Here is a 26279-nt window from a genome sequence, read left to right as displayed (position 1 = left end):
TTTCAGGTTTTATTTTGCATTCAGAATTAAGTTTAATTGAACAAGTGAAAAGTGGAAAGTTGTGGGATATTCCTGGCGGCATACATCCTCCTGAGCGTAAATCACTGTCTAATACAGCACCTATTGATTTGGCCCCACTCTCCCCTTGTTATTACGTGCCAATAAAACAACATATTGGTAATGAAGGCGCCTTGCTGGTTAATGTTGGAGATCTTGTATTAGCAGGACAACCTTTAACAAATGCCATTGAAGGCCTAAGTCTTCCGGTTCATGCACCAACATCAGGTGTCGTTAAAGAAATTATTCCACATGTATCCGCTCATCCTTCAGGAAAACCTGAGATCACAGTTGTCATAGAGTCGGACAATAAAGACACTGCAATTAAAAGCAAACCGATTAAAGACTGGCACAAGGCTGAAATTTCAGCTTTAACAACGCACTTACAATCTATGGGTGTTGCCGGATTAGGCGGAGCCGCCTTCCCTACTTATGTAAAATCAAACCCACATAAAGACATTAAACTGCTTATTATCAATGGCGTTGAATGCGAACCTTATATAACCGCAGACGACGTATTAATGCGCTCTTTTGCCGCCGACATCATCCAAGGCATTAATATACTGCAACATATGGTGCAACCAGAGTTAGTGGTTATCGCGATTGAAGATAATAAACCGGAAGCCGTTGAAGCAATTAAACTGGCAGTCACAGATCAAGAAAATATTGATGTAAAAGTTATACCGACCAAATACCCGTCTGGTGGTGAAAAACAATTAATTGAAATTATTACCGGACAACAAGTACCAAGTAATTCAATACCAGCAGATATCGGTATTGTGATGCAAAACATAGGTACTTGTTTTGCGATAAAAGAAGCCGTTATCGACGGTAAAGCGTTAATAAGCAGAGTTGTGACGGTTACTGGCGAGTCTATTTCTCGTCCGCAAAATTTATGGGTCAGATTAGGCGCGCCAATTTCAGACTTATTAAGTCATTGTGGTTTAGTCGCAGAAGAAGACCAAAGATTGATTATGGGCGGGCCTATGATGGGCTTTAATATCATGGATATCATGATGCCTGTAGTAAAAAGCACAAACTGTATTCTAGCGCCAAGTGAGTATAACTTGCCTTCATTTGGTGTTGAGCAAGCTTGTATTCGTTGTAGCTTATGCGCTGACGCCTGCCCGGTTAACTTATTGCCGCAGCAAATGTTGTGGTATAGCAAAGCTAAAGATCACGAAAAGCTAGAAGAGTATAACTTAGCCGATTGTATTGAATGTGGTGTGTGTGCATACGTTTGTCCAAGCCAAATCCCACTGGTTCAATATTATCGTTCTAGTAAAGTTGAGATTAAACAAGAAAAAGAAGACAAGATTAAATCTGACAAAGCTAAAGAGCGCTTTGAAACTCGTCAACTTAGACTTGAGCGTGATAAACAAGCTAGATTATTAAAACATAAAGAATCAGCGGATAAACGTAAAAAAGCGTTAGAAAGTGATGGCGGAGCTAAAGATAAAATTGCCGCAGCGTTAGCACGTGCTAAAGCGAAAAAAGCATCCGCTGGTGAAAGTGAAGCAGTAAGTTCTGACGTTAAAACAACAGACACACAAGATAAAGTAGCAGCGGCTATTGCTCGCGCTAAAGCAAAGAAACAAGCTCAAGCTCAAGCTGAATCTAAATCTGAAGTAACCCCCGCAACAGTAACAACAGCTAACACTGAACCTAAAGACAATATTGTTGAAACAACAGAGACGGTTGAAGCTAAATCTGCCGAGCAGATTAAAAAAGATAAAATTGCCGCCACAGTAGCTAGAGCAAAAGCAAAAAAGTTAGCTCAAGCCGCAGAGTCTGAAGCCGTAACAACAGAGCCTAGTCAAACAAAGTCGGCCGAAACCGTCGAAGATAAATCTGCTGAGCAGATTAAAAAAGACAAGATAGCAGCGACCATTGCTAAAGCAAAAGCTAAAAAGCTAACACAAGATAAAGACCAAAGTGAGCAAAAATAATGAAATCTATATCTAATCTTTTTGTTAGTTCCCCACACGGTAAAGTTGGATTAACCACAAACCAAGTTATGCGCATGGTTTGTTATGCATGTATTCCAGGTATTGCAGCTCAAACTTTCATTTTTGGTTGGGGCGTTGTAGTACAAGCTTTGTTATGTATATTGATTGCTTTAGCCTCAGAAGCGCTAGTGTTAAGTTTAAGAGAGAAGCCAGTAAGAAGAACATTATCTGACGGTTCTGCCATCTTAACCGGGTTATTAATTGCTCTGAGCATCCCACCGTTAGCACCTTGGTGGATAAGCGTTATCGGCGTATCTTTTGCCATCATAATCGTTAAGCAATTATATGGCGGACTTGGTTTTAACCTGTTTAACCCTGCTATGGCGGGCTACGTCGTTTTACTTATTTCCTTCCCTGTCGCGATGACAAATTGGTTACCAGTGCAGCAAGTTATGACTTACGACATTAGCTTTTTAGATTGTGTATCGTCTATATTTACAGGCTTCACACTTGATGGTTACAGCGTAAATCAATTACGTATAGCCGTTGATGGAATTACCATGGCAACGCCACTTGATCACTTTAAGACTCAAATAGATTTAGGCTTAACCGCATCAGAGATCATCAAATCTCCTATTTACGGTGAATATGGTGGTACGGGCTGGGAATGGGTAAACCTAGGCTATTTAGTTGGCGGTTTATTATTACTCAAACAAGGTATTATTCGCTGGCATATTCCTCTCGCTGTCATTGCTAGTTTATTTACCCTAAGCTTAATTAGTTACTCTATTACGCCTGATTTATCATTAACACCTATGATCACCTTATTTTCTGGTGCCACTATGTTTGCGGCATTTTTTATAGCAACTGACCCTATTTCTGCGTCTACTACCGTTAGAGGTCGTTTAATCTACGGTGCAATTATTGGCATGTTGATATTTATGATCCGTGAATGGGGTGGTTATCCTGATGGGGTTGCCTTTGCTGTACTATTAGCAAACTTAACCGTGCCATTGATAGACTATTACACGAGACCGACAGTTTACGGCCATAAGGCCAAGGGATAAATATGAGCAAGAATTTACTTATTTTTACCTCTAAAAAAAATGCACTGCTGTTATCTGCATTTGCTGCTGTGTGTACTTTGCTGGTTTCAATTACCTACGTATTAACTGCGCCAGTAATAGAAAAACAAGCCCAACAAGATTTGTTAAATAAACTTAACCAAGTACTCGTCCCGACTAAATTTGATAATAATCCACTTGAAAACTGCTTCCGTTTAACTGATTACAATATCTTTGGCGATGAACAACAGCATGTGATTTATCGTGCAACCATGCAAGATAAGCCTTACGCGTTAGTGTTCCAAACTCAAACGCTTAAAGGTTATAACGGATTAATCAAAATGATGGTGGCGGTTGACCAAAAAGGTAAAGTCCAAGGTGTACGAGCTTTAAAACATCAAGAAACACCAGGACTTGGCGATAAAATTGATCTTGAGAAGTCTGACTGGGTATTGTCATTTAATAATATGAACGTGACTTCTGAACAAGATAAAAACTGGTTTGTTAAAAAAGACAGTGGCTATGTTGATCAGTTTACCGGCGCCACAATTACACCAAGAGCAGTCGTCAATCAATTACGCCACTCCATTCTTTACGTTACGCTAAACTTTAACAGTTTGTTTACTCAAGAAAATCAGTGTGAGCCTGCACCAATTCCAGTAGAGCCGGTTAACGAACCAGAAATACTAATAGAGCCTGAAATAGAAACGCAAGACAGTGCCCTAATTCCAGAAGAGGCTGCATCTGAACAGACAACTCCAGAGGAAGCGACAACTGAAGCTAAAGAAGCTGAAAATACGGCACCTGAAATCGTTACTCCTGAAGCAGTAACAGATACGCCAGTTACTAATAGCGGTGAAACTGAGAGCAAGACAGAAAGCAAAACTGAAGGTACGACTCCAGAAAACACTAGCACTGAAGCCACTAAGCCAGAAATTGAGGGTGCAACCGCTACAGAAGTTACTACTCCAGAAAACACTGGTGCTGACAGCAAAGCAGAAGATGCTGAAACTGATGTTGCGAAACCTGATGCTGTTAAAGCTGAAGCTGAAAGCTCTAATACAGAAAATAAACCTGAAAGCACAAGTGACACTGCTAAGCCTGCTGACACTAAGCCAAAAGCAGCAACTGAAGACGCTAAAGATGAAGACAAAGCAGCTAAAGTTGAAATTGCTAAGCCTGAAGTTGAAGCGGCTAAACCTAAAGCTGAAGACAGTTCAACTGATGAAGCTAAACCAGCCAAAGCAGAAGCGGATAAAGTAGAAACTAAAGACGAAGAGCCAGTTACCAAACCAGCAGAATCTTCGGATGAGACCCCAAGTGCAAGCTCAGATAAAGCATCGGATAAAGAATCAGACGAAGACTCAGAAAAAGACGCTGTAGATGAGTCAGAAACACCGAAAAAAGAGGTACCTAATGACTAATACAACTACCTCAGAAGATATTGTTGCTGACGATCATAACGCCAACGAAGATGTTAGTAGTGAAGTGACCGAGAAAAAACCGAATCCATTTACGTTAGTTGATTGGTCTACAATCGCAAAAGAAGGTTTATGGAAAAACAACCCTGCCCTAGTGCAGCTGTTAGGTTTATGTCCGTTACTTGCGGTAACTAATACATTTATTAATGCGTTGGGATTAGGTATCGCGACAATGTTAGTGTTAATTGTGTCTAACTTAACCATATCGCTAGTTAAAGATTGGGTGACCAAAGAAATACGCATCCCTGTATTTATTATGATCATTGCCTCTTTTGTTACCATAGTAGAGCTGTTAATGAACGCTTACACTTATGGTTTGTATTTATCTTTAGGCATATTCATTCCATTAATAGTTACCAACTGCGCCATTATTGGCAGAGCTGAAGCGTTTGCATCTAAGAACCCGCCAATAAATGCGGCTTTTGATGGCTTTATGATGGGACTTGGTTTTATGTTCATTTTATTAATATTAGGTGGTGTAAGAGAGATCCTTGGTCAAGGTACTTTATTCTACGGTGCCCATCTATTATTTGGTGAATGGGCTAATGATATAGAGTTACAAATATTTCAGTTTGATCAACAGTTCCTACTGGCTATTTTACCTCCAGGTGCCTTTATCGGTATGGGGTTTATTATTGCTGGCAAAAACTATCTTGATAACAAACAACTTGATAATCAAAAAAATAAAAAAGCCAACAAAGTAGAACGCGCCAGAGTAACAACGGTTAATTAATTTCGAGTTTCGAGTTTCGAGTTTCGAGTTTCGAGTTTCGAAAGAGTAAGTGGTGAGAGATTAAAAATCTACGATGAATAAAGCAAAACGTTTAGAAATATTAACTCGACTGAGAGATAACAACCCAAACCCGACAACCGAGTTGGAATTCTCAAGCCCATTTGAATTGTTGATCGCTGTTTTATTATCGGCACAAGCTACAGATGTCAGCGTTAACAAAGCAACCGTCAAACTTTACCCTGTGGCAAATACACCAGAAGCTATCTTAGCTTTAGGTGTAGATGGTTTAAAAACCTATATTAAAACCATTGGTTTGTTTAACACCAAAGCCGAAAACACCATTAAAACCTGCAAAATGCTAATTGAGTTACATAACTCTGTGGTACCAGAAGATAGAGCCGCCTTAGAAGCGCTACCAGGCGTTGGTAGAAAAACCGCTAACGTTGTATTAAATACCGCATTCGGCTGGCCTACCATCGCTGTAGACACACATATAGACCGAGTATCCAACCGCACCAAACTCGCGCCCGGTAAAAACGTAAAAGACGTAGAAGAAAAGCTGCTAAAAGTCATCCCTGCCGAATTCAAAGTAGACGTTCACCACTGGTTAATACTGCACGGCCGATATATCTGCGTTGCCAGAAAACCTAAATGCGGTGCGTGTATTATTGAGGATTTATGTGAGTTTAAAGATAAGAATGATTAAATTTAACAAAACTAAGCCTATTGTATAAATCTGTTTTGGTCACTTCTCATTAGAGTATTTCTATTTCTATTTCTGTTTCTCTAGAGTTTTCTCTAAAATTCATAAATTAGTTCTAATCCTACTTAACGGCCATTTAATTAAGACAATAAAAAAGCAGCTTAAAAGCTGCTTTTTTTAGTTTTAACACTGTAGTTAATTACAACTTATAATCAACAACCTTCATTCCAAGCTTTTCAAGTTCAGGGCGAAGAGTCTGAGCATCACCTACCACTAAATAGACCATCTCTTTAGTGTTTAAGTGTTTTTTAGCTAATTTATTAATTTCTTCTTTGCTAATAGTGCTCACAATTTTATTGCGTTCATCAACAAAACTAGGCGATAAATCATACTCTAAAATTTGTGCTAAAAAGCCAAGTTTTGCATTCGGCGTTTCATATTTCAGCGCATCTTTTTGGTTGATTGCTTTTCGCATAAACATAAGCTCTTCATCAGTGATACCTTGCTCTGAATAGCTCATTAGTTCATTGGTGAACTCTGTTAAAGATGCAGCGGTAGCATCAGCTCTTACCGCAGCAGAAGCTGTAAAACCACCTGATGTTTTATCACCCCAGAAGCGTGAACGAGCTCCGTACGTATAGCCTTTGTCTTCTCGTAGGTTTAAATTAATACGGCTGTTAAATGTACCACCTAAAGCAAAGTTCATTAAATTGGCTTTAAAAAACTCACCGGTAATATCTTCAACCATATCGCGACGACCAATTCTGATCTCAGATTGAGGTGCCGCCGGTTTATCAACTAAATAGATAACATTGGTTTCAACTTTTGGCTCAGTAAAGTCAACCGCAAATTTTGGTGCTTGACCTTCCCAATCAGCAAAAGTTACAGTCACCTTAGACTCTACTTTTGATTTATCTAAGTCTGAAACAATTATAATTTCAGTTCCTTGAGGTTTAAAGTTGGTTTTATAAAACCCTTTAACATCATCTAATGTAATCGCTGATACACTTTGAACATTCCCGCCACTTGGTAAGCCAGCAATGTTATTACCATAAAGTAACTTGTTGTAGCCATTTGATGCTAAATAACCCGCATCTTTCATTGAGTGTTGAATATTTTGTATGCTTTGTTGCTTATTACGCTCAAAATCATCTTTATTAAATGCTGGTTTAAACAGTTTTTCTTTTACGAGATCAAGTGTTGCATCAAGGTTTTTGGTAAGCGTTGAAACATAGATATTAGTATGTGTTTTATCTGAGTAAATATTGATATTACTACCCAGCTTCTCGATCGCATTGCTCATTTCTTCGGTTGTGTAATTTTCTGTTGACTCACCTAATAATGTCGCAGTAAAAGAAGACAAACCTACTTTCTCAGCAGACTCATGATATAAGCCACCTGGTACTTTGATGAAAATAGCCGTCGTTGGTGTTTCTGTGCTTTGTGTGCCTAACAGAGTTATGCCATTTTTAGTGTTACTTTTCCATAATGTAGGAACTTCCACGGCTGGATTAACACCTGCTTTAGGCTGAACACTTCTATCAAAAGTATCTACGGCTCTACGCGCGACTAAGTCATCTGCCGACGTTGTTGACGGACCACCAAAGTCGTGTGTTTTAGGAGTAAAATTATCAGCTGCGGCAATTAGTTTAGCTTGCCCTTCTGGTACTACACTCATGATAACGGCAGATTTACCTTTAATGTATTGATTAAATACACGCATTACATCTTCTTTAGTTACTGCATTGTATCGAGCAATATCTGTTTTGATGTAGTTAGGGTTACCAGTGAAGGTTTCAGACGCCGCAAGTTGTGATACTTTGCCCGCAACGCTTTGCAGACCAAAGATTGAACGTGATTCAATTTTAGCTTTTATCTTATCCAAATCATCTTGTTTTACACCGCGTTTTTCAAACTCTTCAAATGAGTTACGTACTACCTTCTCCATATCTGCAAGTGTTTTGCCTGATGTTGGGTTAGGTAATGCATAAATACTTACAGAACAAGCAAGTTCACTACAAGGGTGATTCATACTGGCTTGAACAGCAAGTTGCGTCTTAACTAAGTTTTTATACAATAGCGAGTTGTTACCTCCGCCTATTATTTCAGCTAATACATCCAGAGGGGCTTCGTCTTCTGAACGCGCATACGTCGTTGGAAAGTTCATACTTAATAGCGGTAAATGAACTTTATCTTCCATTGAAATATAGCGGTCCTGTGTAAGCTTCACTGGCATTTTTTGCACTGTAGGGACTTCTGGTCCAACTGGGATAGGTGCAAAGTATTTTGTAACTAAAGGCAATACATCTTCAGCACTGATGTCGCCGCCAATAGTAAGCGTTGCATTATTAGGACCGTACCATTTTAAAAAGAAGGCTTTAAGGTCGTTAACATTTACACGATTTAAATCATCCATAAAACCAATAACTGGCCATGAATAAGGATGACCGTCTGGATATAAAGCCTGAGACACTCTCTCGCTCATACGTCCATAAGGGCGATTATCTATTCGTTGTCCACGTTCATTTTTAACAGTTTCACGCTGAACTTCGAACTTTTCTTGTGTTACAGCATCAAGTAAAAAGCCCATTCTATCGGCTTCTAGCCATAACATTTTTTCTAATTGGTTAACTGGAACTGTTTCAAAATAATTGGTGCGATCTGAATTAGTTGTACCATTTAAAGTACCACCCGCTTCTGAAATTATTTTGAAATGCTCTTCATCCGCAACATTTTCTGAGCCTTGAAACATCATATGTTCAAAGAAATGAGCAAAGCCTGACTTTCCTAACTCTTCACGTGCAGAGCCGACATGGTAAGTAACATCGACATGCACTAAAGGATCCGAGTGATCTTCATGCACAATAACAGTCAGGCCATTATCTAATTTGTATTTTTTATAAGGGATATTGATTTCATCAGGGTTCGCTTGTAGTGACTCTACAAACGTTACACCTGGAATAGTATGCGTTGAATTGCTTTTTTCATTACCGCCACCACAGGCTGTTAAGCCTGTACTGAGTAATAAAGTTAGTGCTATCTTCGTTAGTTTCATTCTCTCGTCCTGTTTAAATTTAACTACATTCCCCTCCACTTTAAATGAAGTTAGTTAAACTTGTAAACTAAAAATGAATTATTACTTTTACCGTTACTCTATTCTGAATTATAAACTTAATTACATGTTTAAATTGAGGTTTTAGGTGATTTCACGTTTATTTATCAAACGTTATTAAGCGGTCATTTAACAGATAATCTGACTTAGCTTACAAGTGTATAAGTAATAAAACGTTACTACATTATCCACTCGGAACTCCAATCCCCCGAGTGAGGGATTCTCAGCAAGTCAGTAACCTCTACAGAACCTTGTTCAATGGAGTTTTATTACTGAATATAATTGTGGATAAAAAAGTTCAGTTAATAACTAACCGTCCCACGAATTGGATAGTCATCTTGACCACGAACAAAACCTAAACCTCTTACCACAACATCTAGCTCTGGGCGTAAAAATGGCGTGTTAGATATATTAACCGCTTGTAAAAGACCTTCCGCGTTAATCACAAACAATCCAGGTTCGGCAAAGTTATGATCCGTTTCTTGTTCAGAACGCGGTGCTGAAATATATAAACCTAACGCTTTCATTTGTTGTTCTGTTAAACCATAAGCAATTGGGTAAGTGATGGTTAACTTTTCCATTGTCTCTTCAAGTTGTACTTTTGAGTCACCTGAAACAGCAGAAACGCTTACGCCAATAGCTTTCAATGCTTCTTGGTGCTCTTCTAATAAATTTAGGTATCGTACGCACAAAGGACAGTGTTTACCTCTATACACCACAACCATCTGCCAATCAGCATCACCGTGCGCTTTACCTAAGTTAACAACCGTGCCATCCAAAAGTGTCGCTTGCGTTAATGGAAAAGCATCGCCTGCGGTGAGTTTAATTGAATTTGTCATAGAGCCTCTTTCTAAATTGGTAAGTTAAATTGTGTTAATAAATACATTGTTTGTTTTACTACAAAAGCGTTTAATAATTAGAAGTATGTAGCATACACCGACCTCTTATGCATATTGATTACAAAGACTATTTCCAAATCTTAGGTAATTTATACACTCAACTTAATTTGAACGAGTTTCAACTGATTTAATTTCATTTCCTATAAAAAAAGATATAGTAACCAACTGATTTATAATATTTATATTGTTGAGTATTGATATTCATTCAACAATTGGATAATTTAATACCTTTCTATTTAATAGAAAGATAAGACGAATTATTTGGCATTTAATTTCGCTTAATAGAATGTATTATTGGTTCAGTTACTTAAAGAGATAATTAATTATGCTTAAGAATACAGATGAACAATTTGGATTGATTAGCACTTATATCCATTGGATTAGCGCAGTGATGGTTTTTAGCTTATTTGCGCTTGGCTTTTGGATGGTAGATTTAAACTATTATAGCGAGTGGTATAGAGAGGCTCCCTATTACCATAAAGCATTTGGCTTAACCTTATTTTCACTTACCTTAATACGGATTATTTGGAAGCTGAGTAACAAAACGCCAAAAGATCTTGGAGGTAAGAAAGTTGAACATAAATTAGCAAAACTCGCGCATTTGGCACTTTATGGGTTACTCTTGTTGATTATGTTCAGTGGTTACTTAATCTCGACTGCTGATGGCAGAGGGATTGAACTGTTTAACCTATTTACAGTCCCTTCAATGGGTGAGCTTTTTGCCAATCAAGAAGACTTAGCAGGCGAAGTACACGAAATAGCGGCTTATACCATTATGGCTATGGTGGTGTTACATGTACTAGCTGCATTAAAACATCACTTCATTGATAAAGATGAAACGATAAAACGTATTACAAAATTTAAATAAAATTATATATAACTTAGAAACATATTATAAATATCAACATAAATAAAAGAGAAATAACATGAAAAAATTATCATTAACCTTAGTTGGTTTATTAGCATTAACAGCAAGCCAAGTTGCTAGCGCAGCTGATTACGTATTAGATGTAAAAGGTGCTCACGCATTTATTAACTTTAAAGCAAACCACTTAGGTTATAGTTTTTTAACCGGTCGTTTTAACAAGTTTGACGGTAAATTTAGCTACGATGCAAAAGACGTTGCGGCAACTAAAATAACAGTAAATATTGATGCAACTAGTATTGATAGTAACCATGCGGAACGTGACAAGCACTTAAGAGGCGGCGACTTCCTAGCCGTTGAAGAATTCCCAACCGCTAAATTCGTTAGTACTAAAGTAACTGACAAAGGCGGAGATAAAGTTGAAGTTGTTGGTGACTTTACACTGCATGGTGTAACAAATAGCATCACTATCGATGCAACTAAAATTGGCGAAGGTAAAGATCCGTGGGGTGGTTATCGCGCAGGTTTTGCTGGCACAACAACAATTGATGTTTCTGATTACGACTTTAAAGCGGGTTGGGTTGGAAAAATCGAATTAGAACTATTGATTGAAGGTATTAAACAGTAATTTAAACGACTGTTTATTATACTCTGATTTAGCTTCACATATAAAAAGGGCCGTTGCTTATTTTTTGATTAAAATAATAATCAAGAAATAAGCAACGGCCCTTTTATTTTGCCTGTCACTTTTATTCTACAGTGACTATTTAGTCATTTAACTATTTGTTACCTAGCTAGTTTTATCATCACTTTGTTTGATTTGCTCCACACATTCACTTAAGTATGAACGTACGAAGTAAATTGAAAGTGGCTTTGTCACTAACGGATAAAGTAAAAACAATAAAAATATCCAGGCTAAGACTGACCAGCTTTGATCGTTAGCAATCAAAAAAAATACTGGAGCAATAAGCAAAAATTTAATCGTATGTAATACCGCTTTTTTAGGTAATGGTAACTTCTCTTTTGCCATTTCTAGCGCCAACATACGTTGGGTATAATTCAAACCTGAAAACACAGGAAGCTTACTTGTATTAAACAGCATGCTTATTTACCTCTGAGTTGTTTGCCTCTGGGCTCTTTACCTCAGAACTACATGCCTTCATGAGTCGCAACCACAGATACTTCTTGTTCTAATCGTTGCTCTTCATCAGCGCCCGGCTCGTTAGCACCATGCATCCATTTTATTAATTTGTTAGATAATAGAAAAACAATGAGGGCAGTCACTAAGCCTGCGATGCCGATTGAGCCAAAAATAACTAAAGCATTTTCTATTTGTTGTCCGCCGTTACCAACCATAGAGCCAATAACCCCCGCTAGTTTATTACCTAACGCTGTACAAAATAACCAAACAACCATCAACAAACCACATAGTTTGGCTGGTGCATGTTTACCAATCATAGACATGCTAATAGGTGACAAACAAAGCTCAGCTAAGGTGTGACACAAATAAGCAAATACTAAAAACAACATACTTACTTTTACGGTTTCGTCACCACCTTGGGTAAACGTAGCCAATACCATGACAAAAAAGCCTAGTGATAGTAATACCATAGCAATAGCAAATTTAACCGGTGAGCCAGGCTCTTTGTTACCTAATTTAAGCCAAGTATTTGCAACATAAGGCGCGAGTAAAATAAGAAATAAACCATTTAGCGCTTGAAACCAAGTCGCTGGAACTTCAAAACCAATAAAGCTTCTGTCGGTAAATTCTGAGGCGTATATGTTAAACAAGCCACCAGCTTGAGCAAAACCAACCCAAAAAATAATAGAGAATACACTCATTAATACGATGACTTTGCTTCTATCTTTTTCTTCTTTGGTTAGTGGCGATATATCTGTAGATACTTTCTTTTTCCTTGCGACTTTGGCTGATGGCTCTAAACCTAAATCACCTAAGTACAATTTTGCATAAACAATTTGCATCGTAAGACCAATCAACATACCAATGCCTGCAATAGCAAAGCCGTAATGCCAATTGATTTTTTCACCAATGGAACCAATAATTAAAGGTGAGATAAAAGCACCTAGATTTATCCCCATATAGAAAATGGTAAACCCACCGACTCGTCGCTCATCATCTTTACTAAATAAACCAGATACTAAACCTGTCATATTAGCTTTAAACAACATGTTGCCAGCTAATATTAAAAATAAACCTATGTATAAGAATTGAGTTTCAAAACCATTTAAGTATTCAGCAGGAATAGCTAATGTGAAATAACCAAAGGTTAATAAAAAACCACCGTAAATAATCGCCTTACGTTGACCTAAGATATTATCAGCAAGCCAAGTACCAAACAGCGGCGTTATATAAATCAACATAGTAAACGTACCATATAAATTCAATGCAGCTGTGGTCGTCCAACCCATACCACTGTTGGAGGTAGCTGCTACTAAATACAATACTAATAACGCTCGCATTCCATAATAACTAAAGCGTTCCCACATATCGGTGTTAGCCAATAAAAAGAGCCCTTTGGAATAGCCTAAAATTTCTGTTTGTTGTGTCATTAATTAACCATATTTAAATTTGAATTCACACATATACAAAAAAGCCCTAATAAAAGGGCTTTAATGATCAGGTAGAAGCTATTTAGCTTCCGCTGCTTTTTCCCACGCTTTAGTTTTAAAGCTAAGTAAAACAATCACAATACCGATGCCAATACTAAATAAGCTTATCTGTAAATACAATGACGGAATTTGTTCTACGTTATTAGGATCATAGTTACCAGCTAATAAACCAGATATTATGTTACCAATTGAGTACGTTAATACAAACACACCCATTAGCTGACCTGAGAAACGTTTAGGCGATAATTTACTTACTGCACTTAACGCGACTGGGCTTAAACATAACTCACCAACAGTATGTAGAAAGTAAGTAGCAACTAACCAATAAGGCGCAACTTTTAATCCAGCTACCGCGTATTGTGATGCCGCAAACATAACTAAAAAGCCTGTTGCCATAATAATCAAACCAACGGCAGTTTTTATACCGTAAGAAGGACTGATCATTTTCTTAGATAAGTTAATCCATAATGCGGCAAAAAATGGTGATAATGCAATGATGAAAAATGAATTCAACGACTGGAACCAACCGGTTGGAATTTCAAACGAACCCACAATACGGTCAGTATAATCACGCGCAAATAAATTCATCGAAGAACCAGCCTGCTCAAAACCAGACCAGAAACAAGCTGAAGCTACACAAACTAACAGTAAAGCCCCCATGCCTTTTTTCTCATTTTCATTTAAGTTGCCAAAAAAGAAAATGCCGCCAAAATACACAACAAAAACAAGAGTAAAAACAATGGCTGTATATTCAGCAAGTGATACTGGGTTAATCACGATTGAACCTGCAAAAGTCATCGCAGTCACACCAGCTAATGCGACTAAAGCAGCAACAATAACCATCCAGCTAATTTTTTTGCCTTTATCAGACATAGGATGTGAAGGCTCTGCACCTACACCATTTAAGCGAGGTGTTGTCTTTTTATAAATAAATAAACCTAGTGCCATACCAACAGCAGCTGCACCAAATGCCCAATGCCAACCAAAACTCTCACTTTCCATTAAGGAGCCACAAATACCGTAACCAATTAGAGAACCAAGATTGATACCCATGTAATAGATAGCAAAACCAGCATCACGACGGTCGTCATTATCAGCATAAAGCTGACCAACTAATGAACTCATATTCGGTTTTAATAAACCAGTCCCTAGCACAACAAAAATAAGACCAATGAAAAACGTGGTATCACTTGGTATTGCCAAGATGATATGACCACACATAATGATAATGCCGCCGTACCATATTGATTTTTGACCACCAATTAAACGGTCAGCAATCCAACCGCCTGGTAAGCCCATAAAATATACAGCACCAGTGTAAAGCCCATAGATAGCAGCAGCAGATGCAACTGTGATGGCTAAACCACCGTCTTGTAGGGATGCAGTCATGAAAAGAACCAACATCATTCTCATGCCGTAGTAGCTCATTCGCTCCCACATTTCGGTTGCAAATAAAGTAAGCAATCCGCCTGGCTGCCCAAACCACGTTCCAGTATATTCTGGTTTATTCATAAATGTTCCTAACGATTATAGTTATTATTTTTTTAAACAGCCTCTCTGGGCCGTTTTTGATTTATATCAAACCCAGTGTTTATACCGTCATCAGCCCTATGATGCAAGACCCCATAGGTTAATAGTCGGTTCAACTGGTTAGAATTTGTAAGGTTTTAAGCACTAATACGATAACCGTGCTTTATTAATGATTTAATAAACTCGATTCTTGCTCTTTTAACTGGCTTAACTTTTTATAATTAAAATGCTCATTTTCTTTATTTATATCTTCAACTGAGTAACTTTGAATATTCAATCCAGTGGCATAAATCTGTTCATCAATTAAATAAGCTTTATCTTTATAACTACTAATAATCAAACCTTCACGCTGCTCTGGCAAATCAAATAAGTTAAAACCTGAGCTGTAGTCAGTCGTTGGGTTTTGACAGTTAATGGTGGTTTGTAAAATAGTTGGAACTATATCAATATGCCCAGTTAATTCAGTCACCCTTTCAGGTTCACTCTGCTGTGGTTTCTTCACAATTAATGGTACCGCGGTTTGGTATTTGGTGAAATTGCTACCATGACCCCAGTAACCTTTATTGTCATCGTTAAATTCTTCACCATGATCTGATGTCACTATGGTCAAAGTATCTTGAACCATATTGGTTTGCTTCATGACAGACCAAACGTCACCAAATAGGCTATCTAAATAATGAACTGAATTTTTATAGTCGTTAAATAATGGTTTGCCATCCATGTGTTTATCAAACAAAAATGCCTCTGGATTAGACTCAACAGGTGTGAATATCTTATGTTTCTTTGGATATTGGTAGTTATGATGAGTGGCACTTAAAAAGACAAACTTAAACCAAGGTTTAGTGGTTGGTGTTTTTAAGTCTTTAATTAAGGCATCAACGGCAACCTTATCATTGATATACACTTGCTCATTCAATGGGTTCACATAATGCTCATCGTTTATTTTACCGAAGAACATTGCCTTCAAAGCAAATCGGTCTAAGTTGGAAGAGGTATATACGTCAATATCATAACCTTGCTGAGCAAGGGTTTTAGTCAATAAACTTTGATTTTGATAAGGTGTCGACGTCATGTAATCACGGTAAGTTGGATGTAGGCCATACAGTAAGCTAAATAAGCCATTTACCGTTACGCTACCACCACTGTAATGATTATTAAATTGGCTTGCCTGCTGAGCTAAGTTAAAGATGTGAGGACTTACATCTTTATCCATAACATCTTGTCGCCAGCTCTCCATTACAAATATTAAAACATTTGGTTTGTTCGGTTGGCTTTGCTTTTGTTTCAGGTTTTTAACTTGCGATGCGGCGTCTAATTCTGGTGTAGGGCATGTCAGTGGATTAATTGGGTAGTTTAATAAACCACCGGTTGAACTTGACGACAGAATAGAATTAATTCCATCACTGACACTGTTATCTTGCTGTGGAAAAACACTCGGATATTTTGCTTTTAATTTATCCATCAAAGAGCTAGAGGTTAATGGTGCATAATAAGGTAAGTATGGCGTATAACGAATTACGCTAGGCGTTTTATATTCATAACCGACTATATGAATTCCCTGCCCAATGATAAAAACCAAAAACACGGCTAAATTAACCCACTTAAGTCGTAATTTAGGTAAGCGTTTAATGTTCTTATAAATAACAAAGTTAATTAAAAAGATTATTGAATATACCACTAGAGACAGTAAAACTAGCCAGATAGATATACCGATACCTTTAAAGTCATGCAGCAACATATTGATAAACAACATATCGATATGAAAACGGTAAATATCAAAAATAAAATAATCAGCAATTAGCATCATATCCATTAAGAACTTAGGCAGCAAAATCAAAGCAACTAGCTTTTTACTCCATAAGATAGGTATCAAAACGACAGTTAAAACGACAAAAATCAAATAGTAATAGACGGGGATTGTTAACGCGTAAATTATACCGCTAAAAGTTAACGGTGCATCTGAGCTTAATACGAAGGCACTTATCAATAAATAAGTAAAAGCAAAGCTATAAAATACAAAATGAAATAACGTGGATGTACTTTGCTTCAGACTAAGCAGAGTGTTTTTTTGTATATACAACCAAATTTTTTTTACTTCCAACATCGACTAAATCCAACTATTAAACTTATTTTACTCGTAGCACAAAGAGAGCTATGACTTGTACATATCGGGTGTACAGGTGCATTTTTTACCAAGACATTGATACAGATACACCAACACCATCACCAAATGTATACGGGCTTACTTGTAGCCAGTTTTCTTTAACACCATTAGACGATACCGCATCCACGGCTTCCCAGGCCATGTACCAACCGAGTAATGCTTGTGAAAAATAATGTGCATCATCATTTACTCGTGACCAGGCAGACAAACCAGAAGCAAATAAGGCCATGTTTTTTTGCATTGGGCTTAATTGTTTCATTTTAGCTAGAACTAAAAAAGGCACCGCTCCTACATAAGAGTGTCCGCTAACCCCGTTATCATCATTAAATGGTCGCCAATCAGCTTCACGTCCATCTCTAGGTCTAGAGCCACCAGTTACATACTGCATCACACCAACTGCTGGAGAGCCTACAATATAAGAACGTAATGTAAGTTGCCCCCACTCGCCAAATACATTGTGGGTTGATGACATTTGCATTGCAGTTGCAGCTAATGTGACTGGTAACATTATGGTTTTTTCGCCAAACAGTTTTGCCACACCAGAAACATCATCGGAAAAGTCAGATTTTATTTTAGATTGATGCCATTCTTGAATTTCAGGATCTAAGCTTGTATTGGCAATAATACCACCTAATGAAAATACGGTTGCAGCTCTTAACATACGGTCGGTTTGGTAGAAGGTTTTATAGTCGTTAACTATCTCTGAAAAAATAGTCTTTGTTTGTAATTCAAAACGTTCTTGGGCTGATATAGCAAAGCTGGTGAACTGCAAAGTAACGGCAGTTATAAAATATATATATGGATTTCGCATGACTTCCTATCATTTAACTCATGGTAATTTACGCTAAGCGGAATATTTTGGAGATTAACACAAGACATGGTCTGTTTTTAACAAATAATTTTATTACTTGGTAAACGGATGACCCCCCCCCCTGCTTGTTCTGGACTAATGCGACTCATTTATATTGGTTTCATTACTTAAAATGTCATAATTTCTAAGACGAGGTAATTGCGTTTGTAATCTAGCTTCAATAGCGTCTAACGTTTCAAAGCGCTGACAAAAGGCATCCGCTTTTTGTTCTAACCTATCTGCATTATATTTTAACGAGCGTTCAACTTCGGCGCTGATTAAATCAACTCGAATTCCCAAACCCACCGTTTTCCCTTCAATTTCAGTGTCACTTTTTTTAAACGCTTCATCCATGGCATCCAACATAATACTTAAGGAGTTGGTAACAATACTTTTCACTTGATTTGAAAGTTCACCTTCAAAGAAATCATTAAGTTCATTTAGGCCTTGAGGAGCTAAATAAAAGTTATCACCGCTACGAGCAAAGCGGCCCATTAAACTTCGTTGTAAGACCGCAAAGTGCTCTTCAATTCCCTGCGCCGCGTCCGTACCAGCAATGCCTTTTATTACCTTATTTAATGCACCAAAGCCAAGTTCCATACTGTCCATCGCAATATCGACAATCTCAGGCAGCTCTTTTCGTAGTCCCAAACTGAACTCTTTGACTAAAGCGGTTTGTTCAGGTGTTAACTCTATTTCGTCACCACGAATAAATAACTGTTCATTGTTATTTATTTGAAATTGGGTACGACCTTTTTTTAACACGCGGATATGATCAGGAGATATGAGCAAGCCCATTTTCAGTTGAATTGGGCACTCAGCCGCTTTAGCTTGTTGTGAACCAATAGAGGCCAAAAAAGCAAGAATAATAAGGTGAAAACGCAAAGTGTCAATTCCAATTACAGAGAATGAATTCCAATGCGTTTAATTTTGCAGGTAAAGCCATTAATGATCAATGCTATTCAGCGTATTTAACCATACGTACGTAGAAATCTTGTTGTTTCAATTTACTATCAAGTCGGCCATTACTAAATGTGACAGCCCAGGCTTCATTACTTTGCCCAGCGGCTGTATTAGGCGATGAAGACCAAAAACTTTGCGCTGGTGTATTATCAAAAATAGTCAAATTAGCTGATGGTGAGACACAGTTACGTTCAACAATAGAGGCAAGCTCTTTTATATTTGGCACACGCCACCCAGTTTTTTGTTCTAATTCATAGCTAGTAGATAGCTGAAGAGCCTCTTGCCAGGTTAATTGTTTTCCTGTGCCGTCACATGTCTCATCATCGTTGTTCCAAACCTGACCAACCAGACATCTAGACCAAGATAGCCCTGTAGTTGAATGGGTTACAATACTGGGCTCATCTTCCGATATAACAAAATCTTCATCATCTGTGGTCACTGAGCTGCCATCACATTGCTGAACTGCAAATGCTTGTGTTGACAAGATCATTAAAAAGGCAGTTATTATTGTTAATTTTTTGTTTAATTTAACTATCATCTCTAATCTTCTTCTCCAACGCTTCTGACTAAAATAACATAGGCAGGTTTTGACATATGTAGTGCCGAATCATCGCCAGTTGCTAAATCTAGTACAAAATACGCTTCATCGGTTTCGCCCTCAGCACTAGCGTTAGATACCCAGTAAAATTTGTGGCCTAGTACCGTTTTATTTGGAGTGTTAGTGAAAAATTCTGAAACTAATAAATCTTCACTATTCACGTCATTATAATCGAGCACATTTAATAGCTCTAAATACGTTGGTAATCGCCAGTTGGCTCCTCCACAGAAAAATGCATCATTAACATTTGTTATAAACTCTTCTTGACCACAGTTGCTTGTTGAAGGGCATGACGATGATGCAGCAAGCTTTGAGTCCATACTGTAATAATTTTCAGCCCCCCTTAAATTCTCAAATTCAGGAATGCTAGGAGCCTCTTTAACTTCCCAAATCAAACCAGTGAAGTTATCGCGAACGCAACTAAATACAACCGCTGAGTTAGATAATTCATCGCCGTTTTCATCAAATTTAGTAAAATCAAAAGAACGTGGTCCATCGCCAATTTTATCTAATAAAGTACTAATTTCATCTCGACCTGAGTCAGCATCTTGCTCTGGGAAATCTGGGTCATTACAGGCTATTTTTTTACTATTACTGAAACAACCTGTAATACCAGTATCATGTAAATACCCTAAATTTACCGGATTAACCGTTATCAATACTTCACTTGAAACTTGCTCACCTTGAGAATCTGTTACTTCTACTGAAAAAATCAGTTCTTCTTCTGCATCGACATCTGGCGCAGTAAAAGTCGCGATACAACTTTCAGCATTGCTAATAGTCGTGCTAATTCCATGGGATTGTTGCCAACTGCAAGTTACATCTGAAACCGCCGATGCACTATCTGATGCATCTAAGGTAACAAGAGTAAACTCATCCACTATTTGATCCGAGCCTGCATTAGCGGCAATAACGCTACTTGACGCTGCAACTGGCACAATTAGCGTGTTACTACCTTGTAACCCTGAGTTGTCTGTTACGGTAAGCTGTAAAGTAAAGTTAGTTAGTTCAGTCACAAAAGGAGCTTTGAGCTTTAACTCAACTTCATCGGTATCCGAAATAAAAGTTAATTCATCATTCTCGTCGATTTGCGTCCATTGATACTGGCGAATTTCGCCATCTTGATCATAACTGTTACTGCCAGAAAGCGTGACTATTTCATAAGTATCAAATGCTGGTGTTAAGCCTTCTTCAAACTGAACAATCGCAATAGGGTTATAATCCACATTTGTTACTTGAATTGTAATTTCATCATAAACCACCTGACCATCTAACGAGGTATATTCGGCTTTAAATACCAAATCAACATCTTCCGACGTTGGAGAAGTTGGAGCCGTAATTTCAACAAGCAACTCATCTTCTGTAGGAAATCCATCAATGAATGTACCTTGTATTTGCACCCAAACAACCGTTCCCCCCTCAGGGTAAACGGTGGCATCTAATGTTATTGGCTGGCCTTCTAGTACAACTTGATCCTCACCCGCATTAACACTGGCAAGGTTTGCCGCAGAGTCAGAGCCACTTGATGAGTCGCTACAAGCGCTCATAGCCAACGATATAATTAAACAAATACAAACAGTTAGGTGACCTTTCTGGATGAATTTATTTTTAAAATAGACTTTTAACATAAACCTAATACTTATAATTAAAGTGCATTAAATATGGATTTTCATAGCTTAAATGCAAAGTTCAAGCCATTTACTTATCCAAATAGAATTAGACAAATATTAGTCATAAAAAAACCAGCAAAAGCTGGTTTTATTTAATTAAAGTAGCAATCTGAATTATGCAGACTTCTCTACTTCTTCATTAATTAAAGCTTGTAACTCACCTTTTTGGAACATTTCCATTATGATGTCACAACCACCAACTAACTCACCGCCAATCCACAATTGTGGGAATGTTGGCCATTCAGCGTAAGCTGGTAATTCAGCACGGATATCAGGGTTTTGTAAAATATCAACATAAGCGAATTCTTGACCACATTGCATTAATGCTTGAGACGCTTGTGAAGAGAAACCACAAGAAGGTAATTTAGGGCTGCCTTTCATGTATAAAAGAATTGAGTTTTCAGCGATTTGTTGTTTAATTTTGTCTATGGTTTCCATGTCAACCTCGGTAGTATGGCGATGAATTAAGCTAACCTAGAACGTACTATTTTTGATACCATTTCTTGGTCTAGCGTATACAGAGAATTTAAATATGCAGCATTCAAATTCATTAAAAGATTTAGTCTAAATATGCGCTCTAGTTAAATATTTCAAGACTTAGCCTTGAAAGAAAGATTAACAGCCTCATTTAAGGCGTAACTATAAATAAACTGAGCGATATAGTAAAACTAATACTTGAGTAATATAGTCAAGTTTTATAATCTTATCAGCTATGCTTATATAAAACCAACGGAGACGACCATCATGGCATTTGAATTACCAGCGTTACCTTATGCAAAAGACGCTTTAGAACCTCATATTTCATCTGAGACATTAGACTTCCACCACGGTAAACATCACAACACTTACGTTGTAAAACTTAATGGCCTTATTGGTGGTACTGAATTCGAAGGTAAAACTTTAGAAGAGATCATTAAGACTTCTGAAGGTGGTGTATTTAACAATGCAGCACAAATTTGGAACCACACATTCTACTGGAACTCTTTGAGCCCTAATGGCGGCGGCGAAGCGACTGGTGCAGTTGCTGATGCAATTAATGCAAAATGGGGTTCATTTGCTGAATTCCAAGCGGCATTTAACGACAAAGCAGTGAACAACTTTGGTTCAAGCTGGACTTGGTTAGTTAAACTAGCTGACGGTTCTTTAGACATAGTTAATACTTCTAATGCAGGTACTCCAATCACAGAAGCTGGTGTTACACCGCTTATGACTGTCGATCTTTGGGAACATGCTTATTATATTGATTACCGTAACGTACGTCCTGAATACCTTGGTGGTTTCTGGTCTTTAGTTAACTGGGAATTTGCAAACGCTAACTTTGCATAACTAGAACGGTATTAAAAAAGGTGCATCTTTATGCGCCTTTTTTTATGTCTAAAATTCATCTTGACTGCACAAACCTCGCCGACCAAAAAGATTTCCCCAGTTGCCCAGTCAGACCTTTTAAGTTAAGACTTTCTGCTTTATCATTCCGCCAGTTTAATTCCTATCTATTTTGGACTGTATAATGAAAGACATACTTCTCGCTTCTGGTAACAAAGGTAAAGTTAACGAACTTAAAGAAATGTTAGCGCCTTTGGGTTTAAACGTGGTTCCGCAAAGCGAATTTAACGTTGAAGAAGTTCCAGAAACTGGCACTACCTTTGTCGAAAATGCCATTATCAAAGCACGTCATGCCTCTAAGGTAACTGGCTTACCTTGTATAGCGGACGACTCAGGATTAGAAGTTGCTGCATTAAATGGCGCACCAGGTATTTACTCTTCTCGCTTTGCCGGCGAAGGTGCAACAGACGGAACCAATATAGATAAACTATTAACACAGTTGGATGGAATTGAAGAAAGTAAACGCCAAGCTCGTTTTGTTTGCGTACTGGTATTTATGCGCCATGCCGATGACCCTACACCAATTATCTGCCAAGGCAGTTGGGATGGCGTAATAAGCACAGAAAGACAAGGTGAGAACGGATTTGGCTACGACCCAGTCTTCTTTCAACCACAGTTAAACCTTGCCGCAGCTCAATTAAATCCAGATCAAAAACATTCATTAAGTCACCGTGGTAAAGCATTAAGACAATTAATGGCTCAATTTCAACAGTTAGGTCTTTAATCTTGCCAATATCATTAGCGTTACCGCCATTATCTTTATACATTCATATTCCTTGGTGTGTACAAAAATGCCCTTATTGTGACTTTAATAGTCATGCGCAAAAAGGCGAAATACCAGAAACTGAATACGTTGCGCATTTATTAGATGATTTAGACCAAGACTTAACTTATGTGCAAGGACGAAAGTTACACTCAATCTTTTTTGGTGGAGGTACGCCAAGTTTATTGTCAGAACAAGCCGTTGCCAATATCTTAGATGGGGTAAAACAGCGTATTGAATTTGAAGACGATATTGAAATCACCTTAGAGGCCAATCCTGGTACGTTAGAATATAACAAGTTCTCTGGCTTTGCTGAGGCTGGAGTTAATCGTATATCCATTGGTGTACAAAGTTTTCAATTAGACAAACTTAAAGCGCTAGGCAGAATACATAACGACGATGAGGCCAAAACAGCCGCCTCTTATGCCGCTAATAGCGTTAATACTTTTAACATTGACCTTATGCATGGTTTGCCAGATCAAAGCTTAGAAGACGCTATGTCCGATTTAAAACAGGCCATAGCATTAAACCCTACCCATTTATCTTGGTATCAATTAACCATTGAGCCAAATACTTTGTTTTACTCTCAGCCGCCAAAGTTACCGCAAGATGAAACCCTTTGGGATATTCAACAACAAGGCCATGAGTTATTAAAAGAAGCTGGGTTCGTTCAATATGAAATATCTGCGTATTCTAAAGCCGGATATCAGTGTAAGCACAATTTAAATTACTGGCGCTTTGGCGATTACTTAGGGATTGGTTGTGGCGCACATGGCAAAATTACTCAAGTCGCTGAAAACAACATAATCCGAACTGAAAAAGTAAAACACCCAAAGGGTTATATGGACTTAACCAAACCGTATTTGAATAAAGTGTGGGATGTTGAAATAGACGACCGCCCTTTTGAATACTTTATGAATAAGTTAAGAATAAAAGAACCATTTTATCTAGATTATTTTCAGCAACTTACCGGACTAGATGCCCGTATTCTTGAAGATAAGATAAACCGAGGAATAGAGCTGACATTATTAACTAAAATATCAGATGGGAAATACCAAACCACTGCAAAAGGTATTCAGTTTTACAATGACTTGGTGGATTTGTTTTTATAATCTTGTAACCCGTACTAAGCAAAGATCAACTATCGTTATCTGGGATGAGTTGATGACCCGATAAATGTGGTAAGTCAGCATCTATCATCGCTTTATGTAGCTTTTCCTTCACGTGTTCATTATTTTCAAGTTGCAACGCTCTTACGTATGACTTACAGGCTAATTTATAGCGTTGTTTATCCACATGTCTATCTCCGAAACGGTGATAAGCATCAAACTTTTTCTCTGGGTGATACATAGCATAAAAGATTTGGGTTTGTACTAAGCCCAAAATCAAACGTTCACTACCTAAAGGCATAGAATCGAACGTTGCATCGACACTAACTAAGGCATCAAACGCTTTCTTATGCTCACCAACTAAGTACCATGCATAAGCAATTTGACACTTAATAATAGGAGAGTCATTTAACTTGCTTACCTCTTCCAATCTATTTTTTGCATTGCTAATTAAATCTGGCTTAGTACCCGCTTTAATAATTAATAAATATATATTTATTAGCGAAACTTCAGTACTAAATTTTTTCGCCACCAGTTTTTTACTAAAACTATTCAAGCGTAATTCTAGCTTATCTAATATCTTAGCTTTGTCATTAGACGCAGAGGTCAGATAATCATATAGGTATATATTGAAAAGGGAGACAGTAAGTTTCGCGTAAATTAGCGAATTTGGTTTTGCCAATCTGATTTTTCGTTCAATAAACTCTTGAGCTTCCTTGAATCTTTGAGCGAAAGTAAAAACAAGGAAAACTAAACGAACCGTAGACGCTGGCATTTCATTTGATGGATAGGTGTTAATCACATCAATCGCATCTTCAAATTTTTGCTGTTGTAACAAAATTCTTAATTGCCAAAACAACTTCATCGAACCGGCTGGCAATCCGATAAACGACTCTTCTGATAAGAATTGATGACAATATTCCCAGTTACCCAATTCATAATTTGCTTTTAAATTAGGCCAAAGGCTCCACGGTTTACCTTTCACATTCGGCTTACTACAAATCGATACGACCTGAGTAAAGTTACCCATTTCAAATGTTAAGTTGATTTTTAGCTTTAGAAACTTTTCGATTATATCTATGGAAATATTATCTTTTGGGATGGTATTTAGTGCTTTATAAGCAAACGATAACTTACCATTACTGATGAAAGTTAACGTTGGTTTAAATAATATGATGGCTTTAGCTAGACTCATTATTTTAACAATAACGTCTTTTTCACTAAACGGCGTCGATAAAAAGTCGAGTAATAATAAAGGATTGTCATAATCATGGATGTGATTATTAGAGTCTTGGCAGACCAAGATAACCCCTGTTGTTGGTTTAATGATCCCCGCAGCCAACAAACCGTCAACAACCTCACTACCGGATCTGTTTTCATCTATACTTTCATCTAAAATAATCAGATCGTAGTTATTATCAGGCTCCAGCGAGCTTAAACCCTTGTATAGTAATTTAACATCTTCGATACCAGTGCGCGAACACTGCTCTTGAATTAACGTACCCCAACTATTTTTTTCGCATAAACATGCAACCTTTATATTATAATGGCTTGTGGTCGATATTGACGACTGCATCTTAGTCCTGCTATTTGCGCGCAAAGTTAAGCTCCAAAGATTAAAAGAATTCCTTTAATCTACATCGTGGAATTTCTGATTTAATGAGTGTAAAAATATAAAGCGTTTTTATAGGGGCTGTTTACCTTTCATTTTACGCAACGTTGAGTGGTAAATGATTCCCAATCGCGGCATAAACA

General features: G+C 37.7%; 22 protein-coding genes. 10 read left to right on the top strand and 12 right to left on the bottom strand.

What is annotated here, in order from left to right; translation table 11 throughout:
- Positions 1–14 precede the first annotated feature (14 nt).
- The 5 genes from rsxC to nth all read left to right on the top strand — a co-directional run bounded on the left by rsxC (position 15) and on the right by nth (position 5990).
- Positions 15–2006 carry an electron transport complex subunit RsxC gene (rsxC, locus tag BTO11_RS08605; protein ID WP_229793313.1) on the top strand — a complete coding sequence of 664 codons (1992 nt, stop codon included), beginning with the start codon at positions 15–17 and terminating at the stop codon, positions 2004–2006.
- Positions 2006–3073 (top strand): electron transport complex subunit RsxD, encoded by a 1068-nt coding sequence (gene rsxD / locus BTO11_RS08600; RefSeq protein ID WP_105052224.1) that lies wholly within the window; start codon positions 2006–2008, stop codon positions 3071–3073. The genes rsxC and rsxD overlap by 1 nt, the downstream gene beginning before the upstream one ends.
- A gap of 2 nt (positions 3074–3075) precedes the next feature.
- Positions 3076–4494, top strand: a complete 1419-nt coding sequence (rsxG, locus tag BTO11_RS08595) for an electron transport complex subunit RsxG (protein WP_105052223.1) — start codon at positions 3076–3078, stop codon at positions 4492–4494.
- Positions 4487–5284: an electron transport complex subunit E gene (locus tag BTO11_RS08590; RefSeq protein WP_105052222.1), complete on the top strand. Its 798-nt coding sequence runs from the start codon at positions 4487–4489 to the stop codon at positions 5282–5284. The genes rsxG and BTO11_RS08590 overlap by 8 nt, the downstream gene beginning before the upstream one ends.
- Before the next feature lie 73 nt (positions 5285–5357).
- On the top strand, positions 5358–5990 hold the full coding sequence (nth, locus tag BTO11_RS08585) for an endonuclease III (protein WP_105052221.1): 633 nt from the start codon (positions 5358–5360) through the stop codon (positions 5988–5990).
- Positions 5991–6186: 196 nt separating this feature from the next.
- Here the strand turns inward: nth and BTO11_RS08580 are convergent, their stop codons facing one another.
- Positions 6187–9042, bottom strand: a complete 2856-nt coding sequence (locus BTO11_RS08580) for a M16 family metallopeptidase (RefSeq protein ID WP_105052220.1) — start codon at positions 9040–9042, stop codon at positions 6187–6189.
- A 359-nt stretch (positions 9043–9401) separates the two neighbouring features.
- Positions 9402–9938, bottom strand: coding sequence for a redoxin domain-containing protein (locus BTO11_RS08575; RefSeq protein WP_105052219.1), 537 nt, complete (start codon positions 9936–9938; stop codon positions 9402–9404).
- A 385-nt stretch (positions 9939–10323) separates the two neighbouring features.
- Between BTO11_RS08575 and BTO11_RS08570 the strand changes: the two genes are divergently transcribed.
- Together BTO11_RS08570 and BTO11_RS08565 are read left to right on the top strand one after the other, a co-directional pair.
- Positions 10324–10866: a cytochrome b gene (locus BTO11_RS08570; RefSeq protein WP_105052218.1), complete on the top strand. Its 543-nt coding sequence runs from the start codon at positions 10324–10326 to the stop codon at positions 10864–10866.
- A 58-nt stretch (positions 10867–10924) separates the two neighbouring features.
- A complete protein-coding gene (locus tag BTO11_RS08565; RefSeq protein ID WP_105052217.1) occupies positions 10925–11491 on the top strand; it encodes a YceI family protein in 567 nt (188 codons plus the stop codon).
- A gap of 162 nt (positions 11492–11653) precedes the next feature.
- On the opposite strand, the gene BTO11_RS08560 is transcribed toward BTO11_RS08565, so the two are convergent.
- From BTO11_RS08560 to grxD, 9 genes are all read right to left on the bottom strand, one after another.
- On the bottom strand, positions 11654–11965 hold the full coding sequence (locus tag BTO11_RS08560) for a DUF6170 family protein (RefSeq protein ID WP_105052216.1): 312 nt from the start codon (positions 11963–11965) through the stop codon (positions 11654–11656).
- Between the two features lie 47 nt (positions 11966–12012).
- Positions 12013–13434 carry a peptide MFS transporter gene (locus tag BTO11_RS08555; protein ID WP_105052215.1) on the bottom strand — a complete coding sequence of 474 codons (1422 nt, stop codon included), beginning with the start codon at positions 13432–13434 and terminating at the stop codon, positions 12013–12015.
- A gap of 78 nt (positions 13435–13512) precedes the next feature.
- Positions 13513–15006 (bottom strand): peptide MFS transporter, encoded by a 1494-nt coding sequence (locus BTO11_RS08550; RefSeq protein ID WP_105052214.1) that lies wholly within the window; start codon positions 15004–15006, stop codon positions 13513–13515.
- Positions 15007–15190: 184 nt separating this feature from the next.
- Positions 15191–17128 carry a sulfatase-like hydrolase/transferase gene (locus BTO11_RS08545; RefSeq protein WP_105052213.1) on the bottom strand — a complete coding sequence of 646 codons (1938 nt, stop codon included), beginning with the start codon at positions 17126–17128 and terminating at the stop codon, positions 15191–15193.
- An 85-nt stretch (positions 17129–17213) separates the two neighbouring features.
- Positions 17214–17999, bottom strand: a complete 786-nt coding sequence (locus BTO11_RS08540; RefSeq protein WP_105052212.1) for a phosphatase PAP2 family protein — start codon at positions 17997–17999, stop codon at positions 17214–17216.
- A gap of 135 nt (positions 18000–18134) precedes the next feature.
- A complete protein-coding gene (locus BTO11_RS08535; RefSeq protein WP_105052211.1) occupies positions 18135–18923 on the bottom strand; it encodes a DUF2884 family protein in 789 nt (262 codons plus the stop codon).
- A 73-nt stretch (positions 18924–18996) separates the two neighbouring features.
- Positions 18997–19539 carry an Lcl C-terminal domain-containing protein gene (locus tag BTO11_RS08530; protein ID WP_105052210.1) on the bottom strand — a complete coding sequence of 181 codons (543 nt, stop codon included), beginning with the start codon at positions 19537–19539 and terminating at the stop codon, positions 18997–18999.
- A gap of 2 nt (positions 19540–19541) precedes the next feature.
- Positions 19542–21227 (bottom strand): Lcl C-terminal domain-containing protein, encoded by a 1686-nt coding sequence (locus BTO11_RS08525; protein WP_105052209.1) that lies wholly within the window; start codon positions 21225–21227, stop codon positions 19542–19544.
- Positions 21228–21383: 156 nt separating this feature from the next.
- Positions 21384–21707, bottom strand: coding sequence for a Grx4 family monothiol glutaredoxin (gene grxD, locus BTO11_RS08520; protein ID WP_105052208.1), 324 nt, complete (start codon positions 21705–21707; stop codon positions 21384–21386).
- A 306-nt stretch (positions 21708–22013) separates the two neighbouring features.
- Between grxD and BTO11_RS08515 the strand changes: the two genes are divergently transcribed.
- The 3 genes from BTO11_RS08515 to hemW all read left to right on the top strand — a co-directional run bounded on the left by BTO11_RS08515 (position 22014) and on the right by hemW (position 24527).
- Positions 22014–22595 carry a Fe-Mn family superoxide dismutase gene (locus BTO11_RS08515; protein ID WP_105052207.1) on the top strand — a complete coding sequence of 194 codons (582 nt, stop codon included), beginning with the start codon at positions 22014–22016 and terminating at the stop codon, positions 22593–22595.
- Positions 22596–22773: 178 nt separating this feature from the next.
- Complete coding sequence (locus BTO11_RS08510; protein WP_146105517.1) at positions 22774–23376, top strand: XTP/dITP diphosphatase; 603 nt, start codon at positions 22774–22776, stop codon at positions 23374–23376.
- 8 nt (positions 23377–23384) lie between these two features.
- Complete coding sequence (gene hemW / locus BTO11_RS08505; protein ID WP_105053710.1) at positions 23385–24527, top strand: radical SAM family heme chaperone HemW; 1143 nt, start codon at positions 23385–23387, stop codon at positions 24525–24527.
- A gap of 25 nt (positions 24528–24552) precedes the next feature.
- Here the strand turns inward: hemW and BTO11_RS08500 are convergent, their stop codons facing one another.
- The gene (locus BTO11_RS08500) at positions 24553–26100 is read right to left on the bottom strand and encodes a hypothetical protein (protein WP_105052205.1); all 1548 of its coding nucleotides are present in this window, start codon (positions 26098–26100) and stop codon (positions 24553–24555) included.
- Between the last annotated feature and the right edge of the window lie 179 nt (positions 26101–26279).

Source organism: Psychrosphaera saromensis (assembly GCF_002954545.1).
GTDB classification, from domain to species: domain Bacteria; phylum Pseudomonadota; class Gammaproteobacteria; order Enterobacterales; family Alteromonadaceae; genus Psychrosphaera; species Psychrosphaera saromensis.
This window is presented reverse-complemented; position numbering and strand designations above follow the sequence as displayed.

Coding starts and splice junctions, on each gene's coding strand:
- rsxD (WP_105052224.1), top strand. CDS start 2,006: ATGAAATCTATATCTAATCTTTTTGTTAGTTCCCCACACGGTAAAGTT.
- rsxG (WP_105052223.1), top strand. CDS start 3,076: ATGAGCAAGAATTTACTTATTTTTACCTCTAAAAAAAATGCACTGCTG.
- BTO11_RS08590 (WP_105052222.1), top strand. CDS start 4,487: ATGACTAATACAACTACCTCAGAAGATATTGTTGCTGACGATCATAAC.
- nth (WP_105052221.1), top strand. CDS start 5,358: ATGAATAAAGCAAAACGTTTAGAAATATTAACTCGACTGAGAGATAAC.
- BTO11_RS08580 (WP_105052220.1), bottom strand. CDS start 9,042: ATGAAACTAACGAAGATAGCACTAACTTTATTACTCAGTACAGGCTTA.
- BTO11_RS08575 (WP_105052219.1), bottom strand. CDS start 9,938: ATGACAAATTCAATTAAACTCACCGCAGGCGATGCTTTTCCATTAACG.
- BTO11_RS08570 (WP_105052218.1), top strand. CDS start 10,324: ATGCTTAAGAATACAGATGAACAATTTGGATTGATTAGCACTTATATC.
- BTO11_RS08565 (WP_105052217.1), top strand. CDS start 10,925: ATGAAAAAATTATCATTAACCTTAGTTGGTTTATTAGCATTAACAGCA.
- BTO11_RS08560 (WP_105052216.1), bottom strand. CDS start 11,965: ATGCTGTTTAATACAAGTAAGCTTCCTGTGTTTTCAGGTTTGAATTAT.
- BTO11_RS08555 (WP_105052215.1), bottom strand. CDS start 13,434: ATGACACAACAAACAGAAATTTTAGGCTATTCCAAAGGGCTCTTTTTA.
- BTO11_RS08550 (WP_105052214.1), bottom strand. CDS start 15,006: ATGAATAAACCAGAATATACTGGAACGTGGTTTGGGCAGCCAGGCGGA.
- BTO11_RS08545 (WP_105052213.1), bottom strand. CDS start 17,128: ATGTTGGAAGTAAAAAAAATTTGGTTGTATATACAAAAAAACACTCTG.
- BTO11_RS08540 (WP_105052212.1), bottom strand. CDS start 17,999: ATGCGAAATCCATATATATATTTTATAACTGCCGTTACTTTGCAGTTC.
- BTO11_RS08530 (WP_105052210.1), bottom strand. CDS start 19,539: ATGATAGTTAAATTAAACAAAAAATTAACAATAATAACTGCCTTTTTA.
- BTO11_RS08525 (WP_105052209.1), bottom strand. CDS start 21,227: ATGTTAAAAGTCTATTTTAAAAATAAATTCATCCAGAAAGGTCACCTA.
- grxD (WP_105052208.1), bottom strand. CDS start 21,707: ATGGAAACCATAGACAAAATTAAACAACAAATCGCTGAAAACTCAATT.
- BTO11_RS08515 (WP_105052207.1), top strand. CDS start 22,014: ATGGCATTTGAATTACCAGCGTTACCTTATGCAAAAGACGCTTTAGAA.
- BTO11_RS08500 (WP_105052205.1), bottom strand. CDS start 26,100: ATGCAGTCGTCAATATCGACCACAAGCCATTATAATATAAAGGTTGCA.